The organism is Cupriavidus sp. FW306-01-F10A (assembly GCF_058782785.1).
This window is the reverse complement of the sequence record NZ_JBYSYA010000024.1, coordinates 78630-94253: the sequence shown is the minus strand read 5'-3', so window position 1 is coordinate 94253 and position 15624 is coordinate 78630. Positions and strand designations below refer to the sequence as shown.

Below are 15624 nucleotides of genomic sequence, written 5' to 3'. Positions count from 1 at the left end.
GGACTGAGCCCCGTACAGTACAGGGCTCAGTTCGGTTCCACCTAGCTTTGACTCTCCAACTTTACGGGGTCAGTTCAAAGCGGGAGAGGGAGCAAACAGAGTAGGTTTTCGTGGCGCAGTAGCCTAACTAGGCCCGCCGCTCCGCCCCCACCCGCAGCCCGTTGAACACCACCAGCAGGCTCGCTCCCATATCGGCGAACACCGCCATCCACATCGTCCCCATCCCCAGCACCGTCAGCACCAGGAACACGGCCTTGATGCCGAGCGCCAGCGCGATGTTCTGCGTGAGGATGCTTGAGGTGCGGCGCGACAGGCGCACAAAGGCCGGGATCTTGCGCAGGTCATCGTCCATCAGCGCCACGTCGGCGGTCTCGATTGCGGTGTCGGTGCCGGCTGCGCCCATGGCGAAGCCGATATCGGCACGCGCCAGCGCCGGTGCGTCGTTGATGCCGTCGCCCACCATGCCGATGCGGCCGCCGCGCGCGTGGGCGGCGCCGGCAAGCGCCGCGATGCCGTCGGCCTTGTCCTGCGGCAACTGGTTGCCGCGCGCCTCATCGATGCCGACCTGCGCCGCAATGGCTTGCGCCGTGTGTGGATTGTCGCCCGACAGCATCAGTGTCCTGACGCCCAGTTCATGCAGCTCGGCAATCGCCTGCCGGCTGGTGTCGCGCACGGTATCCGCCACCGCGAACAGCGCCAGCGCCGTGGCGGCGCCGTGGCCGTCGACGCGCGCCAGCAGCACCACGGTCTTGCCCTCGCGCTCCAGCGCTTCGAGCCGCGCCTCCAGCGCCGGCGAGCAGGCGCCCATCTCATGCACCAGGCGGTGGTTGCCCAGGCAGTACGCCACGCCCTGCACCTTGCCGCGCGTGCCGCGCCCCGCCAGCGCCTCGAAGTCGTCCACCGGCAGCGTGCCGATCCCGTCGGCCGCGGCCGCCGTGGCCACCGCGCGCGAGACCGGGTGGTCCGAGCGCGCCGCCAGGCTGGCGGCAATGGCGTGCGCCTGCGGCGCGTCCTCGGCCAGCAGCGCATGGTTGGTCTGCGCGGGCTTGCCGTGCGTGATCGTGCCGGTCTTGTCCAGCGCCACCCAGGCCAGGTGCCGGCCCTGCTCCAGGTACACCCCGCCCTTGACCAGGATGCCGCGGCGCGCGGCCGCGGCCAGCCCGCTGACGATGGTCACCGGCGTGGAGATCACCAGCGCGCAGGGGCAGGCGATCACCAGCAGCACCAGCGCCTTGTAGATCCAGTCGACCCAGGCGCCGCCCATGGCCAGCGGCGGCACCACCGCGACCGCCAGCGCAATCGCGAACACCGTGGGCGTGTAGATGCGCGCGAACTGGTCGACAAAGCGCTGCGTGGGCGCTCGGCTGCCCTGCGCTGCCTCCACCGCGTGGATGATGCGGGCCAGCGTGGAATCGCTAGCGGGCGCCGTCACGGTGTACTCCAGCTCGCCGGACTGGTTGATCGAGCCGGCGAACAGCGCATCGCCCTCGGCCTTGTCGACCGGCACGCTTTCGCCGGTGATGGGCGCCTGGTCCAGCGCCGACTGGCCGCGCACGACCTTGCCGTCGAGCGCGACGCGCTCGCCCGGCCGCAGCCGCACCAGCGCGCCCACGGCGACGCCGGCGGCAGGCACGGTCTCCCAGCTGCCATCGGCGCGCTGCACCGTGGCCTGTTCCGGCGCCATCGCCATCAAGCCGCGGATCGCATTGCGCGCCCGGTCCAGCGAGGCCGCCTCGATGCGCTCGGCCAGTGCGAACAGCACCATCACCATGGCCGCTTCCGGCCACTGGCGCAACAGCAGTGCGCCGGTGACGGCAATGCTCATCAGCGCATTGATGTTCAGGTTGCCATTGCGCAGCGCGATCCAGCCCTTGCGGTAGGTGGTCAGCCCGCCCAGCGCCACCGCCGCCAGCGCCAGCACGGCGGGCAGCCACGGCAAGCCCAGGCCCAGCCACTCCGCAGCTTCGGCACCCAAGGCGGCCACGCCGGCCAGCGCCAGCGGCCACCAGGGCTTGCTTGCCGTGGTTTGCGGCAAGACTTGCTGCGCGGCCTCGGTGCTCAGCGGCACCGGCTGCATGCCCAGGCTCTCGATCGCCCTGGCCACCGGCTCCGCCGACGGCAAGGTGTGATGCACCGTCAGCACCCGCTGGATCAGGTTGAACTCCAGCGCCGCCACGCCGGCCATGCCGCCCAGCTTGTTGCGGATCAGCGTTTCCTCGGTCGGGCAGTCCATCGCGTCGATGCGCCACGCAGCGGTCTGCGCGCCGGCGGGGATGTCGACCGGTGCGGCGGGCGTCAGCGCAACCGTGGACGAGCAGCCGCCGCCGCAGCAGGCGGAAGCCGCCGGTGCCTGCCGGGCCTCGGCATGGCCATGCCCATGATGGTCATGATCGTGGTCGTGGTGATGGTCGTGATCATGCCCGCCATGCCGGTGGGCGGCGCCATCATGCGCGTGGGCAGCGTGATCTTGAGGGAGTGCGTCCTCAGGTGACGTGCGAGCCATATCTTGTTGTTCCCGCTGGTTTAACCTGATGACATTGAAGACCCTGTAGCGACTACAGAGTCAAGCGGCATGGCAGCGACTGCGCACCATGCCGCAGCGGCACGTCAGTGCTCGCAGTTGACCATCCAGGACATGCCGAAGCGGTCCACCAGCATGCCGAAGCCTTCGGCCCAGAAGGTCTTCTGGTACGGCACCACCACCTGGCCGCCTTCGCTCAGGCCGTCGAAGATGCGCTGGCCCTCGTCCTTGCTGACCGCCCCCACCGACAGGCTGAAGCCGCTGAACGCCGGGCGCTCGCCGCGCCGGCCGTCGGACGCCATCACCTGGTTCTCGCCGAACTGGATATTGGCGTGCATCACCTTGTCCTTCCAGTCATCGGGAACCTCCATGCCTGGGCTCGGCGGGGCATCCTTGTAGCGCATCGCGAACGTGACCTGCGCGCCCAGCACCTTGCCGTAGAAGGCCACGGCCTCGTCGAAACGGCCGCCAAAATCCAGATAGGGTTGCACCTGCATATCGCTCTCCTTGTGAATGGTCGATCGGGCTGCATGGCATTGGCTGTTCGCCCGCGCGCCATTATGCGCGCGTGCCGGCCCGGTGCAAGCGCCCGGCCGGATTCAGGAGACCGCGGCGGGGGCCGGCGCGGGCGGCGCGGCAGTGGCCAATGCCTCGGCGGGAAATTGCAGCGAGAACATCGTTTCGCCTTCAACGCTGCGCACCGTCACACTGCCGCCATGCAGCCGCATGATGGTGTCGACGATGGCCAGCCCCAGCCCGGTCGACGCCGCCGAGTTGCGGCGCGACGGATCGGCCCGGTAGAAGCGCCCGAAGATATGCGGCAGGGTCTCGGGCGGGATCGCCGGCCCGGCATTGGTCACGCGGATGCAGGTGGTGCCGCTGGCCGGGACCGGGGCGCGCTCCACGTCGAGCCGCACCGTGCTGCCGGCCGGCGCATGGCGCAGCGCATTGTCGAGCAGGTTGGTGACCGCGCGGCGCAGCAGCGTCTGGTCGGCCTGCACCATTGCCGTACCGGTCACCGTCAGCGCGACCTCGCGGTCGGCGGCCACGGCCTCGAAGTACTCGGCCATCTTGTCCAGTTCTTCGCGCGCGTCCAGCGTGCGGATGCCCAGCGCCACCTGCGCATGGTCGGCGCGCGCCAGGAACAGCATGTTCTCGATCATGCGCGCCAGGCGCTCGTACTCTTCCAGGTTGGATTCGAGCAGCGCCTCATACTCGGCCACGCCGCGGCTCTGCGCCAGCGTGACCTGGGTCTGGCCGATCAGGTTGCTGATCGGCGTGCGGAAATCATGCGCCAGGTCCGCCGAGAACTCGGACAGCCGCGAGAAACTGTCCTGCAGCCGCGCCAGCATGTCGTTGAGGGCCGCCGCCAGCTCGCGCAGCTCGGCCGGCGCGCTGCCCACGTCAAGCCGCGTGGCAAGGCGGCTGGTGGTGACCGCGGCGGCATCGGCGGCCATGCGCCGCAGCGGCCGCAGCCCGCGCCGCGCCAGCACGAAGCCCAGCCCCGCCGCCACGGCAGCGCCGCACAGCGTGGCCCACAGCACCTGGTGGCGGTAGTCGCGGATCAGCGCCACGCGGTGGCCGGCATCGCGCAGCACCACGATCTCCACGGCCTTGTCCGAATCCCCCAGCTGGCCCAACGCCGCAATGCCGCGCGAGGGCACGCCGTTCTTGGGGTACCAGGTCTGCAACATGCTTTTCTCTGGCTGCGTGGTGGCGGGCAGCACGCGCAGCGGCGGCACCGATTCATTGCGCGGATTGAGCGTGACCAGCGGCTCGCCCTGGCGTGAGCGCACCACCAGGATCAGCCCCTCGTGGCCCATCGCAATATCGGCAAAGCGGTGGGTGTCGGCGCGGATCTCGGCCTCGCTGCGCACCTCGCGCAGCAGGTGGCGCACCAGCAGCACCTCGCCGACCAGCTCGCTTTCATCGCGCCCCTCCAGCTGCGCCGACAGCGCCCCGGACAGGTAGGCCGCCACACTGGCGAGAATCACGGCCGTGGCCAGCCCGTACGCCAGCGCCAGCCGCGTGGTCAGCGAAGACGGCAGCCGCATCATGCGTCCTGGTCCCGGTCCTCGCTGTCGTCCAGCACGTAGCCCATGCCGCGCCGCGTGTGGATCAGCTTGCGCGGGAAGGGATCGTCCACCTTGGCGCGCAGGCGCCGGATCGAGACATCGACCACATTGGTATTGCTGTCGAAATTGACGTCCCACACCTGCGAGGCGATCAGCGAGCGCGACAGCACCTCGCCGCGCCGGCGCGCCAGCAGGTAGAGCAGTGCGAACTCCTTGGAGGTCAGGTCGATCTTCTGGCCGGCGCGCACCACGCGGCGGCGGATGGCGTCGATCTGCAGGTCGGCCACTTCGATGAACTCGCTCTCACGCAGCGGGCCGCGCCGCAGGATGGTGCGGATGCGCAGCACCAGCTCGGCAAAGGCAAAGGGCTTGACCATATAGTCGTCGGCGCCGAGCTCCAGCCCCTTGAGGCGGTCGGACAGCTCGTCGCGCGCGGTCAGGAACAGCACCGGGGTATCGCGCTCGCGGCGCAGCTCGCGCAGCACCTGCCAGCCATCCAGGCCGGGCAGCATCACGTCCAGCACGATCAGGTCATAGGGATGCTCGCGCGCATGGGCCAGGCCGTCCGCGCCGTCGCGCGCCAGGTCCACCACGAAGCCGGATTCGGTCAGGCCCTTGTGCAGGTAGTCGCCCGCCTTGGGTTCGTCCTCGACAATCAGGATACGCATGATTCGATCACTTTCCGGGCGGCACCAGCGCCGCAATGGCGTAACGCTAGCCGAGGATGAGCGCCAATGGGCAAAGATTTCACAAATGTCATCGCCATGCCAGGGCAATGCAGGCGAAAACCCCGGTAAAATGCGCGATCCCCCCCGGCGTGATGCCGGTTTGCGCCACCCTTGCCCCATTCTGCCCCCCCCGATGAAACGCCTGCCGAATTGCCTGCTGCTGTCCCTCGCCATGCTTGCGCTGCCCGCCTCCGGTGCCGCGGCGGCAACGGCCACGGTATGCAGCGCGGTACAGGCAGCCGGGCTGTCGCTGCCGGAACGGCATGCGGCCGCAAAAATGGAGGCGGAAGCGGCGCTGGACGGCACCGGCCCGGGCACCTGCCGCGGCAGCGCGGTCCAGGTGATGGCCGAGCCTTCCGGCAGCGGCCATCCGCTGCAGCTGCACGATGCCGATGCGCCGCAGGCGACCGACCACGGCGCCACGCCGCTGGAGACGCAGCCATCGGCCGCGTCCGGCGTGCTGCGCGAACTGCCTGCGGAGGTGCTGGTGCATTGGGCGCACGCGGCGCCAATGGCCACGCCGGCGGTGTTCACCGGCACCCAGCCGCTGGAACGCCTGCTGCCCGCACGCTGCTGAGCGCGTCGTAGCGGGCACAGCGCCCGCATCGCTTCCCTTCTGTTTTGCGGAATACCCCTGGCGCCGGCAAGGCGCGGCGGATTGTCGCGCCTGCGCGTCTTATTCGACGCGGAAGAATTCGATCGACTGCCCGGCGTTCACGGCCCGTTGCAGCCAGTCCGGATACTCGCCCTGCCCGTCCCAGCTCTGGCCGAGCGCATTGCGGTATAGCGGGCGCGCAGCGGCGGCCTTGGGCGCGGCCTGCGGGACAAGCTGGGCCACGGCTGGCGCGGCGTCAGGCGCCGGCTCAGGCCCGGCGTCGATGGCAACATGATCAAAGCACCCGGCGGCGACAAGATCGTCGAACGTCAGGGCATGACGGTCCATTTGCTCGCGGATCCACGCCACCGCAGCGAGTTTGGCTGAATCAGACTCGGACATGACTCTCGTGAGAGGCCCGCTGCATTTCCGCGGGCAATGAAAAACCGGCGATGGAACCGCAGGCCGGTCGGATAGCCGTGATTCTACAGCCTTTGCAGGCGCTGCTGCGTTTCCGTCGTGGGCGCGCGGCCAATTGCCGTGCGCTTGCCGCGCTCGTCCGCTGCCGAGTGACAGCAATGTCATGTGCCGGTCATGCTCGTGTGGGCACGCGCTGCCTAGACTTGCTTCACCGCCGCCCATTTCGGGCCGGCACCCTTACGGAGAAGCGACTCATGCAAGCACTCAGGCAAGTCTTTGTGGCCACCGCCCTTATTGCAGCCGTGGTCGGCACTGCGCAGGCTGCACCGCGCAACGTCGATCCGTTCAGCGACGGGGCGCACAGCGCCACCGGCACCCGCAGCCCGTTCAGCGACGGCGCCCGCAGCCTCATCGACCGCAGCGCGTTCACGGACGGTGCGAACGCCGCAACGGGCCCGCGCAGCACCTTTACCGACGGCGCGCACAACCCCAACGGCCCGCGCGACAGCTTCAGCGACGGCGCGTGACGGTAGCCGGCCGGGTAGCGCCTCAGCGCACCTCGCCGTAGATGCGGCGCGCATCGGCGGCGTCGGCAATCGGCCGGCCCAGCGTCAGGCCGCCTTGCACCGCCTGCGCCACCAGCGCATGGTTGCCGGGTGCGCGGCTGCCGTCGCGCAGCAGCAGGTTGTTCTCGAATCCCACCCGCACATGGCCGCCAAAGGCGGCGGCCGCCGTCACGCAGGCATTCTCTTCGCGGCCGAAGGCGCAGATCGCCCACGGCAACGCGTCGCCGGACTCGCCCGCGGCCTGCAGGAACGGCAGCAGGTCGTGCGGCGACGACACCTGCCCGGCGGCATAGCGTCCCAGCACGTACAGCACCGACCATGCGCCCGGCGGCACCATGCCGCGCTCGCGCATCGACTGCCAGCGCCGCACATCGGCCACGTCATACAGGATCACCTGCGTCATCACGCGCTCACGCGCCAGCCAGGCGAAGAACGCCGCCAGTTCGCTGTCCGGGATGTCCGGCACGGCGACTTCGCGCAGGCCCACTGAAACGGCTTCGGGCCGCAGCTCACGCACCATCGCCATCTGCTCCGCGGCCTGGTAGACGCCCGCGGCCTCGCTCGTCACCTGCACCAGCAACGCTTCGCCCACGGCCTGCTTCACCGCGGCCAGCGCGTCGCGGTAGGCCTGCACGTCGAGCGAGTGGCGGCCCTCGGCATCGCGCACATGCATGTGCATCATGGCCGCGCCGGCATCCAGGCAGGCGCGCGCTTCAGCGGCCAGTGCCGCGGCGGTCAACGGCACCGCCGGATGGTCGCTGGCGCGCTTGTAGGCGCCGTTGGGCGCCACGGTGACGATCAGCGGCGCATCGGCCAGCGGCACGCGGGCCGCGGCTACGGGGGCTTGGGAAGGGCTCTGGGTCATGGCTCGATCTCGGGCAGTTCAGGCGCGATCAGAGCCAGGCCGGCGCGCAGCAGGCTGTCATAGCGTGCGCGCTCGGCGGCAATGGTTTCGGGGGTCCACTGGTAGAAGCCTTCGCCGCGCTTCATGCCGTGGCGGCCGTCGGCGGCGCGCTCGGACAGGCAGCGCGCCGGATGGTCGTCGTTGCAGAAGGTCGGGTACATGGTGGCGCCGGCGGCCGCGTGCACGTCGATGCCCGCGTGGTCACGCTGCAGCACCGGCCCGGCCGCCAGGAAGCGAAAGCCAAAGCCGAAGCGCACCGCCGCATCGACATCCTCGGGCGAGGCAATGCCGCGGTCGATCAGGCTGAAGGCCTCGCGCGACAGCGCATGCTGCAGCCGGTTGGCAAGAAAGCCCGACAGGTCCTTGCGCACCTTGACCGGCACCATCGCGCAGCGGCGCATGAAGGCGATCAGAGCATCGGCACAGGCCTCGTCGCTGTCATCGCCCATCACCACTTCTACCAGCGGCACCAGGTGCGCCGGCATGAAGAAGTGCAGGCCGAGCATGCGTGCACGCGAGTCGAGTCCGGCGCCGATGGCGCTGATCGGGAAGCTGGAGCTGTTGCTGGCCAGCACCGTATCGGGCCGCGCGCGCCGCACCAGCTCGGCAAAGAGCGCCTGCTTCAGGTCCAGCTGTTCCGGGATGCACTCGATCACCAGGTCCACGGTGGACCAGTCCACCGTATCCAGCGCCGCAGCCACCGCCAGGCGCTCCGCGCCTTGTTCACGGCCGATCGCGGCCAGGTTGCCGCGCACGCGCCCGGGCAGCGCGCCGGCGCGACCCGGATCTGGCTCGACCACGGTGGTGCGGCACAGCGCGCGGGTCAGCACCACGGCAACATCGGCGCCCATGGTGCCGCCTCCCACCACCACCGCATGCGCGGCGCCGGGGCGGCTCAGGATGACCGGGGCGGTCGGGTTCGGCATAGGCTCTCCCAGGGGGGATGCGACGTGACGTGCACTCGCCATCGCGTCAATTCCTGATGGCGGGGCATCGAATCCCGGCAGTGTAGAGAACTTGCTTTGATTGAAGAAGTCGATTCTATGGATAGAATGATCCACAAATCAGATCAATCGTGTGATTCGGCCGGCGGACGCCGCCGGCCCGCTGCCGCAGATGAAAATCAACCTGTCGATGCGCGACATCGAAACCACGCTGGTGCTTGGCCGCACGCTCAACTTCCGCCAGGCCGCCAGCCAGTTGCACGTGTCGCAATCCGCCCTGTCCACGCAGATCGTGCGCATCGAGGAATCCCTCGGCGTGCGCCTGTTCGACCGCACCACCCGCAACGTGCGCCTGACCGCGGCCGGCCAGGTCTTCATGCAGCAGGCCGCGCTGCTGCAGGCGGCGTTCCGCGGCGCCATCGACGCCGTGACCGGCATTGCCAGCGCCGAGCGCGGCCAGGTGGCGGTGGCGGCCCTGCCCTCGCTGGCGGCGCGCATGCTGCCGCGCGTGCTGATGGCCTATCACCAGGCGCGCCCGGAGGTGGCGCTGAAGGTGTTCGATACCCTCTCGGGTCCGGCGTTCGACCTGGTGCGCGCCGGCGACGTGGATTTCGCGCTGACGGCGGCCGACCCGCAACAGGCTGACCTGCAATATGAGCCGCTGCTGTCGGACCGCTTCGTGCTGCTGATCCCGTCGGCGCACCCGCTCGCGCGCAGCCCCGGGCCGCTGCGCTGGGCCGATACCGCCAGCGCGCCGCATGTGTCGATGACGCACCCAAGCAGCGTGCGCCAGTACGCGGAATGGGCCTTCCTGCAGAACCGCATCCGCTTCCAGCCGGTGTTCGAGGCCGAGCGCCTGGCCACCATCGCGGCCATGGTCGAATGCGGCTTCGGCGTGGCCGCGCTGCCAGAGATCGCGGCCGGCACGGTGCGCCAGCCCGGCATTGTCGAGCGCCTGCTGACCGCGCCGGTGACCGAGCGCTCGATCGGGCTGGTGACCTCGCGCAACCGCAGCCTGTCGCCGGCGGCTGCCGAACTGGCGGCGGCGGTGCGCGCGCAGCTGGCGAGTCCGCCCGTCCAGGATACGGTGGACACGACGGCCCGGTGAACTAGTAGAAGGGCGGGCCCGGCACGGCGCCAGGCCCGCAACCCTCAGGAGGGATCCTTGGTACGGGTTCGCGAGACCGCCGCCATGATGCCGATGCCAAGCACGATCAGGCAGGCAATACCGATATAGACGGGCGCGAGGCCAGCCGTTTCCATGCCCCAGGCAACGCCGGCAACCAGGACCAACAGGCCGAGAATGTATAGTGCGAATGACATGAGTCGGCTCCTTGCGGTGGTGCAACCTGGCTTCAATGTAGGCAGCGCGCGAGGCGCAAGGGATAGGACAAGGGCGGAAGCTGGCGTAGGCGGGTTCTGACCTTGTGGTGTTGTGCGCGGCGGACAGCTCCGGCGGCAAAGCCTCTCCGGGGCTCACTCCTCCACCTGCGCCGGCATCTCTGCCAGCCGCTGCACCGATGCCCGCAGACCCTCCAGGATCGTGTCCGCCACCTTCTGCGGAAAACCCGCGGGCAGTGCTGCGCCGACTTCGGCGATCACCGCCGGGGTCCGCGCGATGATGCGCCCGATCAGCGCCTCGGCATCGGCACCCAGAAAACAGCGCGGTGCCATCGCATTGAAATGGCGGCGCTGGATATCGCGCAGGCCGTAGTGCCGGCTGCGGCCGGCGACCGCCATGGCCAGCTTGGCCTTGTGCCAGGAGAACTGGTTGGCGCCCTGGCCCACCACCGGCCAGATCGACATCACGTCGTACAGCGGCGTCATGCGGTAGCGCCCGCCGGCCAGCAGGCGGATGCTGAAGTTCTTGGCGTGCCCGTCCGGTGCCGCCAGCAGCCAGAACAGCAACTGCGCCGCCAGCAGCGTCTGCAGATCATCGGCCCGGGCCACTGAGTTGCGCAGCACCGTTGCAATCTCGATCATGCCGGGCCCGCCATCGGCCTCGTATTTCTGCAGCGGGCTGAGGCCGAACACCTGGCAGAAATCTTCCTGCAGCAGTCGCAGCAGCCAATTGCCCGACGGATGGGGCTGGCGGTCGAAACGCGTGACGCTCAGCACCTTGCGGCGGCCGAACGTGAGCATCTCGCAATCGGCCACCGGCAAGCCATAGGCGGCAAGGATCTTCAGGCACAGCCATTCGTTTTCCACCGACGTGCTCAGGTCGGCCCTGCGGTTGCCCACCAGGCCCAATGGCAGCTTGAAAATATGTGTGGTCGGGGTGGCGCCATGCGGCCGCAGCCATTGGCCGTCATGGCGCAGCAGCGCAGTCTTCTCCTGCGCGCCGGCGATGGAGATGCGGAAGTCGTCGTCGTGCTCATGCCGCCCAAGCGCGGGGGTGGCGACGATATGCTCCAGCCAGCGCTCGATCTGCTCGTCCGATAGCGGTTCGCCTTCGATCCGGTCGATTCCCGCAGGCGCTTCGTCTTCGCCCAGGATCTGCACCGCGCCCACGCAATCGCGGCCGATGGCGGCGAGCAGCTCGAAGGCTTCTACCGAGCCGGTCTGGAAGCGCAGCGCCAACCGGCGCCGGATGGCCTCGCTGTCCGGCAACAGGTTGTCGAAGTAGTTGCGCACGGCATCGCCACGCAGCACGCGCCGGTTGCCCAGGCCATACCCGAGCGACAGAGACAGGGGCCGCCCGGCGTCAGAGCGGATCCAGTCCTCGCCGTATTCCAGTTCCGTCCCGGTACCGGTCGGCTGGCGCCAGGTGCCCACGCGCTGCCCGTTGGCCCAGACCGACAGCGCCGGCGTACGTGACCTGCGTGCGGCCATGATTACCACGCCACCTCGGACACCTCGGCGGCTCCCGTGGCCCGGTCCTGAACCACCAACTCCAGCCCGAGCGCGCCAACCAGCGCCAGCAACTGGTCGACGCTGATGGTGTCGGGATTCAGTTCCATGTGCGACATCCGGCTCTGGCTGATATTCAGCCGTGCGGCGGCCTCGGTCTGGTTCAGGCCGGCCGCCTTGCGCCCTGCCTGCAGGATCTGGCCAAGCTGCCAGGGAGTGGAGACGATTTGCTTCATCGCGCCGATGGAATACCAATATGATAGGTATTTCTATTTTAGCGACAACATGGGTATTTTTCAAATACCCATTTCATAGGTATTTTTATTTTAACCATGTCATGACTATATGTGCCCGAAGCGGCATTCTGTAACGCAGCATCGTGCCCGGCTCTGTATCTGTCCCCAGTCCCGGCGCCCCCGTATACTCTGGGGCCAGAGGCGGCCCAGCCGTCCCGCCGGCGCAGGACCCTGGCGTGGCACACGCAATCGGGCCCGCGCCTCACCGATCCCAAACACATACAAGCAACGGAGCAGCAGCATGCGTGTCGCATTTCTCGGACTGGGCGTCATGGGTTTCCACATGGCCGGCCACCTCGCCACCAAAGGCCACGAGGTCACCGTGTACAACCGCACCGCCGCCAAGGCGCAGGCCTGGGTCGGGAAGTTCGGCGGCAAAGCGGCGCCCACGCCGGCACAGGCCGTGCGCGATGCGCAGGTGGTCTGCTCCTGCGTGGGCAATGACGACGACCTGCGCGCGGTGCTGACCGGGCAAGACGGCGCCTTCTTCAGCGCGCCCAGCGGCTGCATCTTCGTGGACCACACCACCGCCAGCGCCAACGTGGCGCGCGAACTCCACGCCGCCGCGCGCGAGCACGGCCTGCACTTTGTCGACGGCCCGGTCTCCGGCGGCGAAGTCGGCGCGGAGAAAGGCATCCTGACCATCATGTGTGGCGGCGATGCCGACGCCTATGCGCGCGCCGAACCGGTCATTGCCGCCTACGCACGCGCCGTCACGCGCATCGGCGAATCCGGCGCCGGGCAACTGGCCAAGATGGTCAACCAGATCAGCATCGCCGGGCTGATCCAGGGCCTGTCCGAGGCCATCGCCTTTGGCGAGCGCGCCGGGCTGGACATGCGCCTGGTGCTGGACGTCATCAGCAAGGGCGCGGCCGGCTCATGGCAGCTCGAGAACCGCGGCCCCACCATGATCGACAACAAGTTCGACTTCGGCTTCGCGGTGGACTGGATGCGCAAGGACCTGGGCCTGTGCCTGGATGAGGCGCGCCACAACGGTGCTGGCCTGCCGGTGACGGCGCTGGTCGACCAGTTCTATGCCGACCTCCAGCAGATGGGCTGCGGCCGCGCCGACACTTCTTCGCTGATCAAGCGCCTGCGCCAGCACGCCGGCGACGCCTGACGCCACCGCTGCGCCACCTGCGTCGTCCGATTCCTACAGCGCAATCGGCGTGTCTCGGAGAGGCCCCTGCCCGGCATGGGCCTAAGCTGGACACATGGGGCCGGTTGCCTGCAACTGGCCCGCCAACGATGCAGGAGACCATCATGTGGAAACTCGCAGGTGCACTTCTGGTAAGCGCAAGCATGGCGCTGGCCGGCTGTACGGCGGCGGGCGCGGTGGCCGGCGGCGTGGCCGGACACGAGCTGACTGACGGCAGTGCCGCCGGGACCATCGGCGGTGCCGTGGTGGGCGGCGTGATTGGTCACGAACTGGGCAAGTAAGCAAACCCTGGCCCCTGGGCCCAACAAGCAGAAAGGCCGCTTCGCGCGGCCTTTCTGCTTGCTTTGCGGGGTTCAGGCTTTCGGCCGGCACGACGCGTCGCCGGTCGCCCGCCGCAGCCGCTGCCACACCAGGACAGGCAGCCGCAGCACGAAGCCGGCCAGCAGCCGCAAGTGCATGCCGGTCAGCAGCAGGTTGTCGCGCAGATAGCGGAAGTGCGACACCCCACCCTCGCGCTGGCCGAAGTAGCGCACCGGGGCATCGGCATTGATGGGGCGCACGCCGCGCCAGCACAGGCGCACCGCCACTTCCGGGTCGAAGTCGAAGCGCCGCATCCAGCGGCTCTCGCGCATGACGGCGCGCAGCGGCGCGATCGGGTAGACGCGAAAGCCGTACAGGGAATCCCCGATGCCCGCCCACAGCGTCTCGACATCCGCCCAGAAGTTGGACATGCGCCGCCAGTAGACCCGCTCGCGCGGCGCGCTGGCGTCGAAGACGGGCCGGCCCAGCACCATGGCGCCCGGGTTGCGCTGCGATATCGCCATGAACTGCGCAATCAGGTGCGCGGGATGCTGCCCGTCCGAATCCATCACCAGCACATGCGTGAAGCCAGCCGCGGCGGCAGCGTCGATGCCATGCAGCACCGCGGTGCCCTTGCCCTGGTTGTGCGGCAGCACCAGTACGCGCAGCCCGGGATCGGTGGCCGCCTGCGCCAGCAGCCACTGGTCGCTGCCATCGGTGCTGCCGTCCACGACCACCCAGACCGGTGTCCAGGCGGCGCGCGCCGCGCGCAGCACCTCATGCAGGCGCACGCCGGGGTTATAGCTGGGGATCAGCACCAGGTGCGTGGCGGACGGCTCGGCGCCACCCATGGGGCAGGCGCTGCCGCCGGCTACCAGTGCGGGCCCGGGCATGGCTTGCTGCGGCATGTCGTGCTCCGGTCCTGGCTTTGGGAAAGGGCGAAAGGGTGGGTGCGGCGTGCCGGACTAACGCGTGCGGTGTTCCGCCAGGTAGTTGGCCAGGCTGCCCAGCGAGGCAAAGATGGTCTTGTTGTCGGGGTTGTCCGAACGCAGTTCGACCCCGTACTTGCGCGACACCAGCAGTGCGATCTCGAGGATATCGATGGAATCCAGCCCGAAGCCTTCGCCATAGAGCGGCGTGGCGGCGTTGATGTCCTCCAGCCGAAGCTCGGCAATGTCGAGTTCGTCGATGATCAGGCGGGCAAGTTCGGTTTCGAGTTCGGTCATGTCGCTAGGTGGCTGGAATGCCGCTGCGGCATGGGTCCGGACAAGGTTGTCCAGGCCGCATGGCAGGGCAACCGATGCTATCAAAAGGGGTAAATCCCAGCCAGTTGAGAGAAGTTTAGTAACAACAAAGGCGGCGCTTTTGGGAATCATCACCACGTCGGGCCGGTCTTTTGGGGTATAAAGCGTTCGCTTCGCGCACCATGCGGCGTCATTTCCGGCAACGCTGTGCGCCAAGCGGCTTACGCTACACACAATATACCCTCGCAGATGCCATCGAGCCAGCAATTCGACCGCCCCTCCACGCCTGCCGCGCCGGCCACGCCTGTGCGGCAGGATGCCATGCCGGCAGGCCGGCGCCATGGCTGGATTGCCGCGGTGGCCGCCTTTGTCGCCTACGAATCCGCCCTGCACCATGCGGCACACCAGCCGGGTGCCGAAGTCGCCGCGCTGTGGCTCGGGGCGGCGCCGTTCGTGCTGATCGGCTTCCTTGCCTGCCTCCGCACCTGGGGGCGCCTGCCCGCAATGGCGGCCTTGCTGGCCGCCTGCGCCGCCATATGGATCTGGCGCATTCCGCTGGCCGCGCATTTCGGCTGGACCTATTTCCTGCAGCACGCCGGCATCAATGCCGCGCTGGGCGTGATGTTCGCGCTGAGCCTGCGTCCCGGCCGCACGCCACTGTGCACGCAGATCGCGACGGCAATCCATGGCCAGCTGCCCCCCGCGCACCTGCGCTACACGCTGCGCGTGACCCAGGCCTGGACGCTGTTCTTTGCCGCGATGGCAGGTGTATCGACGCTGCTGTTCGTGCTCGCGCCGGTGGCGACCTGGTCCAGCTTCGCCAACCTGGCCACGCCGCTGCTGATCGCGCTGATGTTCGTGGGCGAAGCCGTGTGCCGCCGCGTTGCCTTCCCGGGCATGGCCCACGGCGGCCTGCTGGACGCGGTGCATGGCTATCGCGCAGTCATGGCTGCCCGTGCGGACAGGCCCGGCTTGCCGCGCTGACGCGCCGCAAACCGGCCCCTACACTGGCAACAGGCACA

18 protein-coding genes are annotated in these 15624 nt (G+C 68.9%); 6 read left to right on the top strand and 12 right to left on the bottom strand.

Features of this window, described 5'->3' with window-relative positions:
• Positions 1-127: 127 nt before the first annotated feature.
• From AC3WLF_RS26130 to AC3WLF_RS26115, 4 genes are all read right to left on the bottom strand, one after another.
• A complete protein-coding gene (locus AC3WLF_RS26130; protein WP_492319605.1) occupies positions 128-2503 on the bottom strand; it encodes a heavy metal translocating P-type ATPase in 2376 nt (791 codons plus the stop codon).
• 104 nt (positions 2504-2607) lie between these two features.
• Positions 2608-3018 (bottom strand): VOC family protein, encoded by a 411-nt coding sequence (locus AC3WLF_RS26125; protein ID WP_013953282.1) that lies wholly within the window; start codon positions 3016-3018, stop codon positions 2608-2610.
• A gap of 102 nt (positions 3019-3120) precedes the next feature.
• Complete coding sequence (locus AC3WLF_RS26120; protein WP_492319604.1) at positions 3121-4578, bottom strand: heavy metal sensor histidine kinase; 1458 nt, start codon at positions 4576-4578, stop codon at positions 3121-3123.
• Positions 4575-5264 carry a heavy metal response regulator transcription factor gene (locus tag AC3WLF_RS26115; protein WP_035826418.1) on the bottom strand — a complete coding sequence of 230 codons (690 nt, stop codon included), beginning with the start codon at positions 5262-5264 and terminating at the stop codon, positions 4575-4577. The genes AC3WLF_RS26120 and AC3WLF_RS26115 overlap by 4 nt, the downstream gene beginning before the upstream one ends.
• A gap of 193 nt (positions 5265-5457) precedes the next feature.
• On the opposite strand from AC3WLF_RS26115, the gene AC3WLF_RS26110 reads away from it, so the two are divergent.
• A complete protein-coding gene (locus AC3WLF_RS26110) occupies positions 5458-5901 on the top strand; it encodes a hypothetical protein (RefSeq protein WP_492319603.1) in 444 nt (147 codons plus the stop codon).
• Positions 5902-6000: 99 nt separating this feature from the next.
• On the opposite strand, the gene AC3WLF_RS26105 is transcribed toward AC3WLF_RS26110, so the two are convergent.
• Complete coding sequence (locus tag AC3WLF_RS26105) at positions 6001-6321, bottom strand: H-NS family nucleoid-associated regulatory protein (protein WP_492319602.1); 321 nt, start codon at positions 6319-6321, stop codon at positions 6001-6003.
• A gap of 272 nt (positions 6322-6593) precedes the next feature.
• Here AC3WLF_RS26105 and AC3WLF_RS26100 point away from each other — a divergent pair, with 272 nt between their 5' ends.
• Positions 6594-6866, top strand: a complete 273-nt coding sequence (locus AC3WLF_RS26100; RefSeq protein WP_492319601.1) for a hydroxyquinol 1,2-dioxygenase — start codon at positions 6594-6596, stop codon at positions 6864-6866.
• Between the two features lie 22 nt (positions 6867-6888).
• On the opposite strand, the gene AC3WLF_RS26095 is transcribed toward AC3WLF_RS26100, so the two are convergent.
• Both AC3WLF_RS26095 and AC3WLF_RS26090 read right to left on the bottom strand, forming a co-directional pair.
• On the bottom strand, positions 6889-7770 hold the full coding sequence (locus AC3WLF_RS26095; RefSeq protein ID WP_492319600.1) for a beta-keto acid cleavage family enzyme: 882 nt from the start codon (positions 7768-7770) through the stop codon (positions 6889-6891).
• Entirely contained in the window at positions 7767-8735 is a 969-nt protein-coding gene (locus AC3WLF_RS26090) for a 3-hydroxyacyl-CoA dehydrogenase family protein (RefSeq protein WP_492359022.1), read from the bottom strand. The genes AC3WLF_RS26095 and AC3WLF_RS26090 overlap by 4 nt, the downstream gene beginning before the upstream one ends.
• Positions 8736-8925: 190 nt before the next feature.
• Here AC3WLF_RS26090 and AC3WLF_RS26085 point away from each other — a divergent pair, with 190 nt between their 5' ends.
• Entirely contained in the window at positions 8926-9861 is a 936-nt protein-coding gene (locus tag AC3WLF_RS26085; RefSeq protein ID WP_492319598.1) for a LysR family transcriptional regulator, read from the top strand.
• 44 nt (positions 9862-9905) lie between these two features.
• Here the strand turns inward: AC3WLF_RS26085 and AC3WLF_RS26080 are convergent, their stop codons facing one another.
• The 3 genes from AC3WLF_RS26080 to AC3WLF_RS26070 form a co-directional block, all read right to left on the bottom strand.
• Complete coding sequence (locus AC3WLF_RS26080) at positions 9906-10076, bottom strand: hypothetical protein (RefSeq protein WP_492359021.1); 171 nt, start codon at positions 10074-10076, stop codon at positions 9906-9908.
• Between the two features lie 153 nt (positions 10077-10229).
• On the bottom strand, positions 10230-11585 hold the full coding sequence (locus AC3WLF_RS26075; RefSeq protein WP_492359020.1) for a type II toxin-antitoxin system HipA family toxin: 1356 nt from the start codon (positions 11583-11585) through the stop codon (positions 10230-10232).
• A 2-nt stretch (positions 11586-11587) separates the two neighbouring features.
• Positions 11588-11839, bottom strand: coding sequence for a helix-turn-helix domain-containing protein (locus AC3WLF_RS26070; protein ID WP_492319596.1), 252 nt, complete (start codon positions 11837-11839; stop codon positions 11588-11590).
• A gap of 301 nt (positions 11840-12140) precedes the next feature.
• On the opposite strand from AC3WLF_RS26070, the gene AC3WLF_RS26065 reads away from it, so the two are divergent.
• Together AC3WLF_RS26065 and AC3WLF_RS26060 are read left to right on the top strand one after the other, a co-directional pair.
• Positions 12141-13019: an NAD(P)-dependent oxidoreductase gene (locus tag AC3WLF_RS26065; RefSeq protein ID WP_492359019.1), complete on the top strand. Its 879-nt coding sequence runs from the start codon at positions 12141-12143 to the stop codon at positions 13017-13019.
• Between the two features lie 143 nt (positions 13020-13162).
• The gene (locus tag AC3WLF_RS26060) at positions 13163-13339 is read left to right on the top strand and encodes a glycine zipper 2TM domain-containing protein (protein WP_010810161.1); all 177 of its coding nucleotides are present in this window, start codon (positions 13163-13165) and stop codon (positions 13337-13339) included.
• A 72-nt stretch (positions 13340-13411) separates the two neighbouring features.
• Here AC3WLF_RS26060 and AC3WLF_RS26055 read toward each other — a convergent pair whose 3' ends face one another.
• Positions 13412-14266 (bottom strand): glycosyltransferase family 2 protein, encoded by an 855-nt coding sequence (locus tag AC3WLF_RS26055; protein ID WP_492319594.1) that lies wholly within the window; start codon positions 14264-14266, stop codon positions 13412-13414.
• A gap of 57 nt (positions 14267-14323) precedes the next feature.
• Positions 14324-14584, bottom strand: coding sequence for a phosphopantetheine-binding protein (locus tag AC3WLF_RS26050; RefSeq protein ID WP_492352189.1), 261 nt, complete (start codon positions 14582-14584; stop codon positions 14324-14326).
• Between the two features lie 267 nt (positions 14585-14851).
• Between AC3WLF_RS26050 and AC3WLF_RS26045 the strand changes: the two genes are divergently transcribed.
• Complete coding sequence (locus tag AC3WLF_RS26045) at positions 14852-15586, top strand: COG4648 family protein (protein ID WP_492319593.1); 735 nt, start codon at positions 14852-14854, stop codon at positions 15584-15586.
• The last annotated feature ends 38 nt before the right edge of the window (positions 15587-15624 follow it).